Below are 14202 nucleotides of genomic sequence, written 5' to 3'. Positions count from 1 at the left end.
ATTTTGAGTGATTGTTCATGACAACTGGTTTTTCAGCGCAATTCAAACTTTGGCTATTTATTGCCGTAGGTTTGATCTGTTTGGCTCCCTTCATTTCTTCCCCTATAGCCTTGCTTATGGGCTTTACCCTTGCCAGTTTAGGCATGGTGCCAGCGTCGATCGATTTAAATAAAATAACTAAAAAACTGTTAGCTTACTCAATAGTCGGTTTAGGTTTTGGCATTAACTTGCCTGAAGCAATAGCCGCCAGTAGCAATAACTTAGGCTTAATCGTTGGTTCGATATTCTTCACCTTGGTTTTAGGGTTTGGATTAACCAAGTTAATGAAATTGAATGATAAAACCGGTCATTTGATTAGCTGTGGTACTGCAATTTGTGGCGGCAGTGCTATCGCTGCTGTCGCGCCAGCGATTAATGCTAAGAACGATCAAATAGCAGTATCACTAGCCTGTATTTTCTTACTCAATTCTGCCGCGCTATTCTTATTCCCAACCATTGGGCATGCTCTATCCTTAAGTCAGTATGATTTTGGAGTTTGGAGTGCCATTGCCATTCACGATACCTCTTCGGTAGTGGGCGCAGCGTCAGCTTATGGTGATGAAGCTTTAAAAACGGCAACCACTATCAAATTAGCTCGCGCATTGTGGATTATTCCTATTGCGTTACTCAGCGCAATTATCTTTGGCGGCGATAAATCAAAAATATCGATTCCCTACTTTATTGGTTTCTATTGCTTAGCAATTCTCACGGCTTACTTCGTCCCTCAGGGTCAGCCAGTCTATGAGGTATTATTTAGCGTATCGAAACAATTATTGATTGTGTGTTTATTCTTAATCGGTGCAGGCATTACCGTAAGTAAAATGCGTGCTAATGGGCCGAAACCATTATTGCTGGGCGTATTACTTTGGTTAGCGATAGGTAGCTCATCACTGGCTTATATACTGTGGACGGGTCAATAACCGATTACATCAATGAAGGATAAAACGAGAATCTAGTTTGTCAGGTTTGAGGTTTATGGTGTGAGTTTAGATTTAAAATTGGGAACGGAAGTACTTACTCAGTATCTTGAGCATCTTGGGGCTGAATGTATGGCTTAGCTAGCGCAAGTGCAATTAGCCCACCAAATGCGATTAGTTCAATAACCGCACGCACTAAACCCGTGGTTTGCACTGATGCAACCACGGCAATAATACATAAGCTAATAATGGCAATAGCTTTAAATAGTTTGATTTGGGCTTGGCTTTTAAACAATATTTTTAAACAATGGGATTATCAAAACCCTCATTGCCTCAATTTAGAATACTCTAGGTAATTATCTAAATTGTCTATTTATCCCGCCAATACTGATTGTATCTAAGTTATGCAGATTTACACTTTCAATTTACACTTTCAATCACGTTTGATTTTTAAAGATTTTAGTCACTGATATTAATTGCTTGGCTCACTCTTGGGTGCAGAACTTTGAGCAGGCTTAATAAAACAACGAGAGACTAACCAATGACTAGCAATGGAAAAAACACAGTATGCACTGAAAAAATAAAAACCAATTTCAAATTGCGCGGTGGTTTTCAACAGCTCTCCCATGCCCGCTGAAGCATTACCTGCCATATACACTATAATTAGCGCGACAACGAAAACATCAGCCATAGACCACTTGCCAATCGCACTGATAACTTTAATGACACTCTGTTTCTGCTGGCTAAACCAAGGCAAGCAGATAACGAGCATCAGTAATAGCTTCAGCGCAGGAAATACCACACTAAATAAACCAACTAATCCTGCCACAAACACATTGTTCGACTGGTATAACTCATTTACCGTATCCAAAATGCTACGTGTTTTATAAAAAACCTCTACTTCACCTTCAATAGCATCGAAGCCAAACATACTTATCGCCATGTCCATCATGCTGCGTGCATTGCCACGGGAGCTTTCCGATAAACTTTCGGTAAACATATTAACCCCAGTCTCCACCAATTCGGCTTTTTCGATACTGCCTTGTATGGTCAAAATTGGCTGTGTCACTCCAGGGAAAAGTAAAGCTAAACAAAGAATGATGACACTAATGCTAACTAAGGATTTCATTTTGTCTCCACGAAATTAATCGAACCACGTCAGGGGAATATACAACAAGAATGAGTAAAAAGAATGAAGTTACTTAATTGGTTAAGGCTAAATGAGGATTTCACAGCAATTAAAATTGACTAAAATAAGGCTTGATGATCTTTCAAGTGGTTTTAGCAGCGAATTAGTAAAATGGGCTCGGGTCAACTTCTAAAGAACGCGGGGATATACCGCGTTCAATATTCAAATCTGACTTGCGTAAATCCACAAAAATGACATCGGTATAGCGTCTATGTTTTAAGGAATAAAAACATTTAACCACCGGATTGAGTGCATCGCGTCCCTTTGACTCCCATACAATACCCACTCTTTCATCGGATAACTGCACCAGTGATCCAACAGGGTAAATACCTACACAACGAATGAACTCATACACTAAGCTTTGATCAAGGTGAAATGGCGTTAATTTCATTAAAATTTTGAATGCTGCGGCAGGGCTCATGGCCTCTTTGTAGCAACGAGTTGCTGTTAAGGCATCGAAGATATCAACAATACAACTCATTCGGCCGTGTTGCGGGATTTCATCCCCCTTAAGTCCTTTTGGGTAGCCATTTCCATCAAGCTTTTCATGATGCATTAAGCAAACATCTTTACTGACTTGCGATAAACCTTCAGTCTCTTTCATGATGTCGACAGCATATACCTGATGTTTTTTCATTTCTTCAAACTCTTCATCAGTGAGCTTGCCGGGCTTGTGTAAAATCTTGTTATCGACTTGGATTTTACCAATATCATGTAAAATACCACCGACAGCCATTTCTTTTAGTAAGCCTTTATCCAGCTCAAGATGCTTACCAAATGTCACCAGCAAAAACGCAACATTAACCGAGTGCTCAAGTAAATAAGCATCTTTAGTTCGCAGTGCTGAGACACATTTAAGCGCATCGGCATCATCCATTACTGACTCAATCATTTTGTCGGCAATGTCTTCAAAAGGGGCAACTTCTACTGCCTTTCCTTCATAGGTTTCAGATAATACTTTGCGTACTAAGTTTTTAGCTTCGCTGAGAATTTTTTTAGCCTGAGCTTGCTTGGTTTCGCGTGTGGCGACAGGTTTTCTAGCCAATGAGCCTGCAGTTTTCTTCTTTAAACCACAGCTATCTGATGAGCGTTCAATATCAACCCAAACGGATTTAATACCAGCTTGAGTTAATTTTGTTATCGAGTCTCGGTGTTTAATTTGCCCTGCATTACTAATGGCCACCTTGCTCTCTTTACGATCAATTGCTACCACAAACATACCTAATCCTAAGCGGCTTACAGGGATGCGAATGACATCTTTTGATTCATGAACTAGGCTCATTAAAGGGTAACTCTCCGATTACTATTATTAAACATTAGCATCAAGTGTTAATACTTCTGACTTAATATTTTTAAAATGTAAATTTCAGCAGAGTATTTTATCGCGTCTCGACTAAATACTCCAAAGAAATTATACCGAGATGTAACGTCTCGCAAATTCAGCTATTCAAGGGGATTGATAATCATTCGTACGATTATATTAGCAATTAAGATCACAGCATGAGCGGCTTAAGATTGACAGTTTTTGAACCCATCACTAACTTAGGGCATAATTTACATAAACCATATAAATCTTCCTCATTTAATCTATCTGAGTTACCAGTTATTGGAGTCCTTGTTGCCTAGCCACATTTTTTCTGAGCAATTTAGCCAGTTAATCGACAAGCTAAACACTATGAAGTTGGCTAACGCCAAAGAACACATAGTGCAGATCTCTGTGGAAGCAAAGTCAATTCCATTGCTTTCTTGGCTTGGTGCGCAAACGCAATATCCTCGGATTTATTGGCATGGTCGTGATAAACAGGAAGAAGTTGCTGCAATTGGCGCATGTAAAGACTTTAAGCAAGAACAAGAAATTGATGATGAGTTGCTATCATCAATTTACCAATCTCAACGTGGTAAAAGTAGTAATCAAGATATTCGCTATTATGGCGGTGTCGCCTTCGACCGCACAGTAGAATGCTGGCCAGACTTTGGTCGCACTCGATTTGTACTGCCACGTATTGAGCTTCGTCGTCATGGCAATATTGTCAAATTGTTGGTTAACCTAAATTTTGAAAACACTGACCAACAAGCAGAATGCGAAGCCGCCATTGAAGCGATTAAGCAATTAAAACCTGCAAAACCGCTATCGCCGCCTAACAAATTGCCGCTAATGGGTCGTAGTGATTTACCCAATTATCAACGCTGGAAAGAACTGGTTGAACAGGTCACTCAGCCAAAGTTTAACCAAACCACCCCGAAAGTGGTGCTATCTCGTCAAACTCAGTTAGAAATTAATGATGTGGTTGACCCTTGGATGGTGCTGGCTTGTTGGCAAGGGCGAAACCCTAATAGTTTCCAGTTCGGTTTTCAATTTAGCCCAGATAGATCCTTTATTTCTTGCTCTCCGGAACGTTTATATTTACGCAGACAAAAAGAATTGTTTACTGAAGCATTAGCCGGCACAACAGTGCGTGGATTAAATCAAGAAGAAGACGATTTTTTAGCGAATCAATTACTGGAAGACTCCAAAAACAGCCATGAAAATCAGCTCGTCAGACAACAAATTGTCGACGTGCTCACTCCGCTCAGTAACTATGTTGGTGCCGATGAGTTAGCCAAAATTTTCAAGTTGACTCATATTCAGCATTTACATCGTTCAATTCGTGCTGAGTTAAAAGCTGGAGTAAATGACTTTCAATTACTTCAAGGCTTGCATCCGACTCCAGCTGTAGGCGGGCTCCCTAAAGAGTCTGCGTTAAGCTTTATTCGTCAGCGTGAAGGTTATAACCGTGGTTGGTACGCTGGGGCTTGCGGTTATCTCAATAAATATGAAAGTGAGTTTTCAGTAGCAATTCGCAGCGCTTTGATTGAGCCAGGTAGAATTAACCTCTTTGCGGGAGCGGGTATTGTTGCAGGCTCTGATCCACTTGCTGAGTGGCAAGAACTTGAAAATAAACTCACCACAATTTTGTCAATTTTAGTCGAGTTATAAACACTCAAATCATTTTGACTATGGTAAATAACGCTTAGTTTATCCATATCAGAGTTGCATCTTATTTTTTGCTCACTATAATGCGTCCTCCTTGGCAAATGCATACTGATTAGTTTTCGATATATTTTATCCAAAACATCTTTAATGCACTCTAACAATAACACTGCCAACCATATTCAAATACGGGTTCCCTCACCCCGTCTAACCCAATAAAAAGGCTACAACATGTTAAAACTCACTCAGGCGCAATGTCGCCGAGCGCTGATGTTTTTGGTCAGCTTTCACATCATTATTATTTGCGCCAGTAACTACTTGGTGCAGCTTCCATTTCAGATATTTAGTTACCATACCACTTGGGGTGCATTCAGCTTTCCATTTGTGTATTTAGCTACCGATCTCACTGTACGCATATTCGGTCAAAAAGCGGCACGCAGTATCATCTTCAAAGCTATGCTACCAGCACTGGTCATCTCCTATGTGATGGGTGTTATATTCCACCAAGGGGCTTTTCAAGGTGCAGAATCTTTAGCACAGTGGAATCAATTTGTATTTCGTATCGCCTTTGCCAGCTTTGTTGCTTATCTCGTTGGCCAGCTAATGGATATCACTGTATTTGCTAGAATGCGCAAAGCCAAAGCTTGGTGGATAGCCCCTGCGGCATCAACTATGTTTGGTAATCTGGTCGATACTATCGTCTTTTTCAGTGTTGCCTTCTACGCCTCAACAGATACGTTTATGGCGCAGCATTGGCCAGAAATTGCCATGGTGGATTACGCCTTCAAACTAATCGTCAGCTTAGGTCTATTTTTACCTGCTTACGGAGTACTGCTTAAAGTACTTAGCGAAAAGCTAATTACGACCGACGGTGACACTCTCACCGAAGTAAATGAAGACAAGAAGCCTGCAACAATGTAAGCAATTAACCAAGACCTCTCATAGGGATTTCACTGTAATATTTGTCAGTGAAATCACTAGATCTATTAGTTACCCCTGTTAACCGCGCCAGTTATCGCACTAAACCACAGTGGTTAACGAACTAAAGTCGTTATCGTACAGAACCACCGCAGTTGTAGTACTGAACCACAGTAAGATTTGAATTAAAGCCTAGCTTCAAAACTACTGCTGATAATTTGATCGATCCAGCATTTCTTTATTCGAGGCCACCACAGAACTGGTACGATGAGTTATAATGTCGCGGTGTATTTTGCCGAATTACTTATTAATGCTTTGCGCTTCATTAATGTGTCATAGCAACAATGATTGATAAGTCGGCCTTGTGGAAGATCAAATGTTAAATATCCAAATAGAAGCTCATACTGAGTTAACTGCAGAACTCGCTGACAAAGTCTCTAGCCTTACTGCCCAAATCAGTGAATTAGATCATGCTCAATCGATTGAATCACTTGAAGAAAGATTAAATAACAAGACATGTTTAATATTACTGGCTTACGTTGAAGGTGAGCTAGCGGGTTTCAAATTAGGTTACCAAACTGGCGAGCAATGCTTTTACAGCTGGTTAGGCGGTGTTAATGCAGACTTTAGAAATATCGGCTTAGCGAAATCGATGCTGGAGTACCAAGAAAAATGGGCTGCCGCACAAGGATTCGCTCGCCTTGAAGTGAAAACCCGTAACCAATTTAAAGCGATGTTGAACATGTTAGTGGCTAATCGCTATCAAATTACTCAAGTTGAGAGTCATAGCAATATTGCTCAAAACAAATTGCACTTGCAGAAAGTGCTTTAAAAGTAATTAGTTAAATAGAAGTTAACAAGAGTATTTTTAATTTGTTATATTTTTTATAACAATGTTTAAAAAAATTGAGCAATTAACTTGCAAACGCAAATGATAATGATTACTATTTATCTGCGTTCCAAAACTCAGTTTCATTAATAGCTTCATCTCCTATTAACGCTACTGAGAATTAGCACATCATTGCTCATACACTCTTTAAACGCCAGGCTCATCACCTGGCTTTTTTTCGCCTAAAGTTTATTAAAAAACAATCCCTTCTCGACTTAAATTGATTAACCGTTTTTAAAAACTCGTTCTTCCACAGCCAATCATAAAATCTAAATTTAGCCACCATTGGTTTTAATAAACCTATAAGCTGTTGTTTTTCAGGGTTATTTTAATTACTATTTGGAGAGGATAGCTCTTGGAGTTTAAGTAGCGGTGTAAAGAGAATGTAAACTTGTTAACTTTGTTGAATTAACGTTTGCAAACGATAATGAGAGTGATTACTATTTATTTGCGTTCCAAGACTCAGTTTAATTAATAGCTTCATCTCCTATTAACCCTCTGAGTTTGCAAGCACGACATTGCTCACACACTCTTTGTGGCCGGGTTCATCACCCGGCTTTTTTTTGCCTAAAAATAATCACCAGTAAACATTAGCTAAACAATCGTGTCGTCTACCGCACCAAAATGTAAGCCATCATAAGGATTGTCTGCGTGTTCCTCTTTGGCTTTATGATAAATACCAATTGAAAATACAGTACCTTTTCCAAGGGTAGACTTAACCTCAATCGTGCCACCAATACGTTTAATGATGCCGTAACTAAGTGATAAGCCTAAACCTGTGCCATCTTTTCGGGTGGTATAAAACGGATCGAAGATTCGACTTAGACGTTCTGGTGCAATCCCCACACCTTCATCTTCCACTTCAACTTTTACACCGACAACTTTTCCATGTTCTACCCAATCATTAGCTCGAATCCAAATCTTACCTTTACTCTCGATAGCATGAGCGGCGTTAACAACTAAGTTAATCAATACTTGAATCACCTGCGGCCGATTAACCTCAACTTCTGCAGTGGTGTTGATTTGCTGGATAAGTTCTACTTTTTGCTTTTCAATTGAATGACGAACCAACACTAATACTTCTTCAATCATTGATTGCACTAGGTGCATTTCTAAAGGTGCATTAAATTCACCTGGGCGACTATATTGTAATAAACTGCGGATAATTGTGCTGATCCTACCCACTTGTTGAATCACTAACTCAATCTCTTCCTCAACCACCTTAGCATTCGAGCCAAGCTCATATTTCATTAGCTCCATATTACCCAAGATAACTGCGGTAGGATTGTTTATCTCGTGGGCAATACCCGCAGTTAGCTCACCTAATGCGGTCAGCTTTTCATTTGTCACCAGCTGCTGACGAGTTTCGTTTAGTAAAGCAACGTTACGTTGTAACTCTTCGGTTTTATCTTGCAAGCTGCGGGTTCGCTCTTCAACTTTGACCTCAAGTTGCTCTGCTGCAGATTGAATTTGTAAGTTTCGTCGCTGTAATAAGTCGAGCATATGATCAAACTGTTCAGCAAGATTTGAAAGTTCGTTGTCTCTATCTAAACCTAGCTCACCAATACGTAAGTCACGACCAGACTGCACTGCTTTCACCACATGATGAATGCGTTCAATCGGTTCTAGTAGGCTATTTGCGCCTCGATAAACTAAAAAGCCTGACACGAGTAGCACCAACATTAATATCGTGCCTAGCTCGATGATATTAAGAATATAAGTATGAATGAATGGCGCTTCAGAAAAACCGGTGTAGATCATCCCAATTCGGTTTCCACGTATATCCTCAAGTGGGGAGTAGCCTGATATAAACCAATCATTAAGCACAAAAGCACGATCAACCCATGGAATGCCTTCCACTAAGACTTTTTGACGTACTTCTTCTGACACTAGCGTGCCTAATGCTCTTGATTGAAGCTCTTTATTAGGAGAGAACATATCCATTGGCACATTGGTACTAATGCGAGCATTATCTAAAAATATGGTTACGGTACCAATCGATCGCTCAGGTAGCGTGCCTTTATCGTAAACAAGGTCACGAATATGGTCGACAATAACGGTATCTCTATTAAATAACGTCGCCCCATCGAGATACCAGCTTACCTGACCCGTTTCATCGGGTATCGGTAATAAAGTCCGGCTCAGCATTCCTCGAGTTTCAGCCAGTTTTTCAGGCTCTTGAGCCCGCATAGTCGCAGATAACGGTACTTTGGCAAGTTCAGCCAAATTAGGATCTAATCGATCTAACCGTTTAGCTGATAACACCATTAAGCCAGAATAAGCTTGGTTTTCAACTCTAGGTAACATCTGACGTAAGTCAGGATCAGCATTGGCTTCTTCAAGCCTAATTAGCCGTAAAACATCAAGCTGGAGAATATCTTTTTGCTGCATCAAATAGCGATTAAGCTTAACTAATTCGGCTTGATTGCCTTTATCAACCTCAGCGAATGAATTTTGAAAATCCCAAGACTCACTGACATTATAAAGCTGAATTTCTTGTTGTTTTTGGACTTGCTCTAAAGTGTTAGTTGCCACCGTTAAATCAGCTTTAACCTTCATGAACAGCTGCTTGCCTGTATAGCTGATATTCCAGTAAATCGTGATGAACACTAAACTAATTAACGTCAGTAAAATCGGTAATAAAGTTAAGATGAGAATGCGATAACGCACCTTGGCTTGCATTTGCTGCCAACTGACTCCAAAAAACTGACTAAAAACAGACACTATTTAGTCTTCCTTATCCGATTCAACTTCAAACCATTCTTTGTATTTACGATCCAGTGTTTTACGAGACACACCTAAATCTCTTGCTGCAGCAGATTTATTGCCACTATGAGAATCAACCACACTCATCACATGCTGCTTTTCAACTTCTTTTAACGGCCAGGTCAATGGGTAACCCGCTTGAGTCACTGCTTCTGCTTGTTCATTTTTCTTCCAATATTCTGCAGGGGGCTTGCCAAGCAGAATACATCGCTCAATCATGTTACGCAGTTCACGGATGTTTCCTGGCCACTCGTGCTGTTGCAGCACTTGTAAATCTTCATGACTCCACACGACTTCTTTGACACCTAATTCACGGGCAAGTTGCCAAGTAAAATGATGCGTCAGCTCAATCACATCTTCTGGACGAGTGCGTAATGGAGGGATCAAGATATTTAATACATTTAAGCGATAGTATAAGTCACTACGGAAATTACCTTCAGCCACTTCCTCTGACAGGGTGCGGTTAGTTGCTGCGACAACCCTGACATCAATAGCGACTTCTTTTTCGCTACCAACGGGTCTTATCGCTTTTTGCTCAAGCACACGCAATAACGCTGTTTGCATTTTCATTGGCATTTCGCCAATTTCATCCAAAAAGATGGTGCCACCTGTGGCAAAGTGAAATAACCCTTCACGATTACCTTTTGCGCCAGTAAACGCGCCAGCTGTGTGACCAAACAATTCACTGCCTAATAGCTCAGGGGCGATTGCGCCACAGTTAACCGGTACAAATGGTCCTGTACGGCCGCTTAATTGATGCAATTGTCTCGCAACGAGTTCTTTACCCGTTCCTGACTCACCTTCAATTAACACCACTGCATTTGTTGGCGCAACACGTTCAATGACTTGTTTTACTTCTATCATTGCATCACTGTTACCAATCATAGTGGTTGAATGACCACTCGATAGCTCGCGGCGGAGCATAAAGTTTTCACGCTTCAGTAAGCGGCGTTCAATACAACGATCCACCGATGTCATCATTTGTTCTAAATGGAATGGCTTCATAATGAAATCAGATGCACCGGCTCGCAGCGCCTTAATGGCAACATCCATATCAGCATAGCCAGTCATGAAAATGATATCAGAACGGCGCTCTTTTTCATTTAATGCTTCATGCCATTCAATACCAGAGCGATCTGGTAAACGAATATCGACAATCAATAAGTCAAAATGGCCTCGACTACGAAGCTTTTCAGCTTCTTCAATGGTGGATGCCGTTTCAACTAATGCAAACTTCTTTGATAATGCCTTTTTCAGAAAGCTACGCATCCCTGGTTCATCATCAACAATCAATACCGAAACAGCTGTAGGTAACGGCTTTGAATTTGGTTCATTATTGTTCATATGGCTTCTACTTTGGACATTTTGACTAGATTTAACATTATCGTACCACTAAAAATCCGACAGTGGGTCAGTTTGCCCTACAGAATTAGACCTATGGGACAATTTGTCTGTAAACCATAAGCTTAGTGCGAGACTTAGATCACAGTTTCAATTTTTGTCGTGATCAAGCTTTTCAGACTCGTAGTGGCATAATAATTGCCTTGTAATAAATTGTTACGGGCAACCTTTGCCCTCATTTTCAAAATACATTAATTGGCACGGCTTGGTGCCTTTGCAGTTTTAGTATTTTCAAGGAGCCAGAATGTTTAATTTTAAATCAGGTTTGACCGCTTTTATTGGTATGGCATTACTTGGTAGCACAATGGTCAGTGACACTGTTGAAGCAACTGAAGTTATCAAGTTAGCTACGACCACGAGTACAGATAACTCTGGTCTATTGCGCGCTATTTTGCCAACGTTTGAAGCAGAGTCTGGTTACAAGGTGCAAGTCATTGCAACTGGTACTGGCAAGGCATTAAAGCTTGCACGTCAAGGAGATGTGGACGTTGTGATGACTCACGCACCCGCTGCTGAAGCTGAATTTGTCAATGAAGGCTATGGCACAACACCTCGTGGGATCATGGAAAATGACTTTATTGTTTTAGGTCCTAAAAACGATCCTGCAAAAATGTCAGGCAGTAAAGATGTGGTTGAAGCCTTCAAAAAAGTGGCTTCAACTAAGAGTACTTTCATCTCTCGTGGTGACAATTCAGGCACCAACATGAAAGAGCTCGCAATTTGGAAAGAAGCTTCTGTAACACCAGATTTTTCAGGCTATACTTCAATTGGTCAAGGTATGGGTAAGACTCTCCTGATGACTGATGAGAAACAAGCATACACATTAACTGATCGTGGTACGTTTGTTGCTTACAAATCTAAATTAGACTTAGCAATTACTTTTGAAGGTGGCGCAGCATTAGCCAACCCTTATCAAATCATGCTAATTAATGCAGACAAATATCCTGATTTAAATCATCAAGGAGCGAAAGCATTGAGCGATTGGTTTATTAGCCCTAAAGCTCAGCAGATGATTAATGATTTCAAAGTTCAGGGAGAGCAATTGTTTAAGGCAACATATAAGTAATGAATGAAGGCTGGTTAGCCCTAATGCAGCAAGCTTTTAGCTTGCTGCTTTCTTTAGACCCAGACGTATGGTCTATCATAAGCGTATCTTTTTCGGTTTCTTTTGCGGCATTAATCATCACATTAGTACCGTCAATCATGCTGGGTTTTTTACTGGCCTCATATCAGTTTCCTGGACGTTGGTTTGTCACCAACATAGTCCAAACATTACAATCTATTCCTACTGTAGTCATAGGCCTATTGGCATACCTTCTACTAACTCGAAATGGGCCATTAGGTGACTTACGCTGGTTATTTACTCAAGAAGGGATGATTTTAGGGCAAATGATGATTTGTGCTCCGGTATTAATCGCCCTATCACAAGCCGCTTTTAGCAGTATTGATAAACGCGCTTACGAAACGTCTCGTACATTAGGTGCATCATGGCAACGTGCTATTTGGACCGTGTGCCGTGAATTACGCGTGCCACTTTTACTGGCTATCATCGCTGCATTTAGCCGTATTCTTACCGAAGTGGGTTGTTCTATGATGGTGGGCGGAAACATATTGCATCACACCCGAAATATTCCCTCTGCTATTGCACTTGAAACCAGTAAAGGCGACTTTGCTCAAGCCATCGCATTAGGTTTAGTGCTACTGATTTTGGCCATAGTGATAAACTTTGCTATCGGTTCTTTGCGTGGTAAAGCCATGCCTAGGAGTCAGTAATGACGACTAAACTCTCTGCTAAGCATACGGCCAAACTTACCGCTAAACTGACGGCAAAAAATGTGCGCATTAACTTTAAAGAGCGCGAGTTATTCACCTTCAACGATTTATCGTTTTGCGAAGGCGATGTCATTTACCTGCAGGGCGATAATGGCTCAGGCAAATCAACGTTAATGAAGCTGATTGCCGGCATCATTAAACCTAATTCAGGTACAGTAATAGCTTCAGGGTTTGCAGCCCCCAAATGGTGGCAAACCAATTCATTACTTGGCAAAGCGGTGTATTTACATCAACATGCTTACCTGTTTGATGGCTCTGTTGAATATAATTTGCGATACGCCCTTCCCAAAGGACGTTTTAGTGCCCAAGAGCAGCAAGACAGAATTACCCAAGCCATTGAAATGGCCCAATTAGGCTCATTGCTTAAAAGCGATGCAACCGATCTTTCAGGCGGAGAGCGACAACGTTTAGCCGTTGCGAGAGCTTGGATTACTCAGCCTAAGTTGCTGATGCTTGATGAACCAATTTCTAACATGGATAAGCAATCACAAAAACTGGTTTTAGCCATGATTAATATTTTAAAACAAGAAGGTACTGGACTGCTTATCAGTAGTCATCAAACCTGTGGGTTAACAGCTTTATGCCATAAACACTGGCATATTTCAGAGCAAAAAGTTGTTGAAAGTAACCATATACCTCGCTTTGAGCAGTCTCAGGAGTTTCACTATGTCAGTGCAAATTGATGCGGTGATTTTAGCTGGCGGTATGGCCAGAAGAATGGGCGGGATCGACAAAGGCTTAGTTGAGCTAAGCGGCAAACCGATGATCGCTCACACTATCGATCGCGTTAAGCCTCAAGTTGATTCTATTATGATTAACGCCAACCGCAGCCAAGCAGAATATGCAGCTTTTGGTTATCCGGTGATCAGCGACTTAGAGTCTGGTTATTTAGGACCTTTGGCGGGGATGGTCACCGCAATGGGACAAACCCAGGCCGACTTACTGTTAGTAGTGCCATGTGACAGCCCAATGCTACCCACAGACTTGTGTGAGCGCATGTATGCATCACTCAAAGAAGCTGATGCCGATATCGTGGTTGCCAGCGATGGCGAGCACCACCAGCCAGTGGTTTTATTACTTAAACCACATTTAAAAGCGTCAATGCAGGCATTTCTTGATGCTGGCGACCGAAAAATTTTCCTTTGGTATGAACAACACAAATATGTGGTCACAAGCTTTGCAGACCAACCGAATGCATTTGTGAATGTAAATACACTTGAACAAAAACTTGTCATCGAGAATGCCAAATAATTTGTGGCAACACGCCATGATAAGTCAA

At 40.9% G+C, this 14202-nt stretch carries 13 protein-coding genes; 8 read left to right on the top strand and 5 right to left on the bottom strand.

Annotated elements, in window-relative coordinates:
• Positions 1-17 precede the first annotated feature (17 nt).
• Positions 18-959 (top strand): YeiH family protein, encoded by a 942-nt coding sequence (locus L2735_RS10925; protein ID WP_248984739.1) that lies wholly within the window; start codon positions 18-20, stop codon positions 957-959.
• 94 nt (positions 960-1053) lie between these two features.
• On the opposite strand, the gene L2735_RS10920 is transcribed toward L2735_RS10925, so the two are convergent.
• The 3 genes from L2735_RS10920 to L2735_RS10910 form a co-directional block, all read right to left on the bottom strand.
• Positions 1054-1251 carry a hypothetical protein gene (locus L2735_RS10920; protein ID WP_248984738.1) on the bottom strand — a complete coding sequence of 66 codons (198 nt, stop codon included), beginning with the start codon at positions 1249-1251 and terminating at the stop codon, positions 1054-1056.
• A 177-nt stretch (positions 1252-1428) separates the two neighbouring features.
• Positions 1429-2085: a paraquat-inducible protein A gene (locus L2735_RS10915; RefSeq protein WP_248984737.1), complete on the bottom strand. Its 657-nt coding sequence runs from the start codon at positions 2083-2085 to the stop codon at positions 1429-1431.
• A gap of 163 nt (positions 2086-2248) precedes the next feature.
• On the bottom strand, positions 2249-3427 hold the full coding sequence (locus tag L2735_RS10910) for an HD-GYP domain-containing protein (RefSeq protein ID WP_248984736.1): 1179 nt from the start codon (positions 3425-3427) through the stop codon (positions 2249-2251).
• A gap of 336 nt (positions 3428-3763) precedes the next feature.
• Between L2735_RS10910 and L2735_RS10905 the strand changes: the two genes are divergently transcribed.
• The 3 genes from L2735_RS10905 (at position 3764) to L2735_RS10895 (ending at position 6866) form a co-directional block, all read left to right on the top strand.
• Entirely contained in the window at positions 3764-5122 is a 1359-nt protein-coding gene (locus tag L2735_RS10905) for an isochorismate synthase (RefSeq protein ID WP_428848306.1), read from the top strand.
• A gap of 225 nt (positions 5123-5347) precedes the next feature.
• A complete protein-coding gene (locus L2735_RS10900; protein WP_248984735.1) occupies positions 5348-6037 on the top strand; it encodes a 7-cyano-7-deazaguanine/7-aminomethyl-7-deazaguanine transporter in 690 nt (229 codons plus the stop codon).
• A gap of 373 nt (positions 6038-6410) precedes the next feature.
• Positions 6411-6866, top strand: coding sequence for a GNAT family N-acetyltransferase (locus L2735_RS10895; RefSeq protein ID WP_248984734.1), 456 nt, complete (start codon positions 6411-6413; stop codon positions 6864-6866).
• Between the two features lie 651 nt (positions 6867-7517).
• Here L2735_RS10895 and L2735_RS10890 read toward each other — a convergent pair.
• A complete protein-coding gene (locus L2735_RS10890) occupies positions 7518-9647 on the bottom strand; it encodes a sensor histidine kinase (RefSeq protein WP_248984733.1) in 2130 nt (709 codons plus the stop codon).
• 3 nt (positions 9648-9650) lie between these two features.
• Entirely contained in the window at positions 9651-11033 is a 1383-nt protein-coding gene (locus L2735_RS10885) for a sigma-54-dependent transcriptional regulator (protein WP_248984732.1), read from the bottom strand.
• A 301-nt stretch (positions 11034-11334) separates the two neighbouring features.
• Here L2735_RS10885 and L2735_RS10880 point away from each other — a divergent pair, with 301 nt between their 5' ends.
• From L2735_RS10880 to mobA, 4 genes are read left to right on the top strand one after another with little or no spacing between them, the layout of a single operon-like run.
• Complete coding sequence (locus L2735_RS10880) at positions 11335-12156, top strand: ABC transporter substrate-binding protein (RefSeq protein WP_248984731.1); 822 nt, start codon at positions 11335-11337, stop codon at positions 12154-12156.
• Complete coding sequence (locus L2735_RS10875; protein WP_248984730.1) at positions 12156-12863, top strand: ABC transporter permease; 708 nt, start codon at positions 12156-12158, stop codon at positions 12861-12863. The genes L2735_RS10880 and L2735_RS10875 overlap by 1 nt, the downstream gene beginning before the upstream one ends.
• Entirely contained in the window at positions 12863-13606 is a 744-nt protein-coding gene (locus L2735_RS10870) for an ABC transporter ATP-binding protein (RefSeq protein WP_248984729.1), read from the top strand. The genes L2735_RS10875 and L2735_RS10870 overlap by 1 nt, the downstream gene beginning before the upstream one ends.
• Positions 13590-14174: a molybdenum cofactor guanylyltransferase MobA gene (mobA, locus tag L2735_RS10865; protein ID WP_248984728.1), complete on the top strand. Its 585-nt coding sequence runs from the start codon at positions 13590-13592 to the stop codon at positions 14172-14174. Before L2735_RS10870 ends, mobA begins: the two co-directional genes overlap by 17 nt.
• Positions 14175-14202 lie beyond the last annotated feature (28 nt).

The organism is Shewanella olleyana (assembly GCF_023283825.1).
In the GTDB taxonomy this organism is placed as follows: domain Bacteria; phylum Pseudomonadota; class Gammaproteobacteria; order Enterobacterales; family Shewanellaceae; genus Shewanella; species Shewanella olleyana.
Note: the sequence above shows the minus strand (reverse complement) of the source record. Positions and strands in the feature narration are given on the sequence as shown.

Excerpts from the sequence above, each read along its gene's own strand:
- L2735_RS10925 (WP_248984739.1), top strand. The coding sequence starts at position 18 with ATGACAACTGGTTTTTCAGCGCAATTCAAACTTTGGCTATTTATTGCC.
- mobA (WP_248984728.1), top strand. The coding sequence starts at position 13,590 with ATGTCAGTGCAAATTGATGCGGTGATTTTAGCTGGCGGTATGGCCAGA.
- L2735_RS10900 (WP_248984735.1), top strand. The coding sequence starts at position 5,348 with ATGTTAAAACTCACTCAGGCGCAATGTCGCCGAGCGCTGATGTTTTTG.
- L2735_RS10910 (WP_248984736.1), bottom strand. The coding sequence starts at position 3,427 with ATGAGCCTAGTTCATGAATCAAAAGATGTCATTCGCATCCCTGTAAGC.
- L2735_RS10885 (WP_248984732.1), bottom strand. The coding sequence starts at position 11,033 with ATGAACAATAATGAACCAAATTCAAAGCCGTTACCTACAGCTGTTTCG.
- L2735_RS10915 (WP_248984737.1), bottom strand. The coding sequence starts at position 2,085 with ATGAAATCCTTAGTTAGCATTAGTGTCATCATTCTTTGTTTAGCTTTA.
- L2735_RS10875 (WP_248984730.1), top strand. The coding sequence starts at position 12,156 with ATGAATGAAGGCTGGTTAGCCCTAATGCAGCAAGCTTTTAGCTTGCTG.
- L2735_RS10895 (WP_248984734.1), top strand. The coding sequence starts at position 6,411 with ATGTTAAATATCCAAATAGAAGCTCATACTGAGTTAACTGCAGAACTC.
- L2735_RS10870 (WP_248984729.1), top strand. The coding sequence starts at position 12,863 with ATGACGACTAAACTCTCTGCTAAGCATACGGCCAAACTTACCGCTAAA.
- L2735_RS10880 (WP_248984731.1), top strand. The coding sequence starts at position 11,335 with ATGTTTAATTTTAAATCAGGTTTGACCGCTTTTATTGGTATGGCATTA.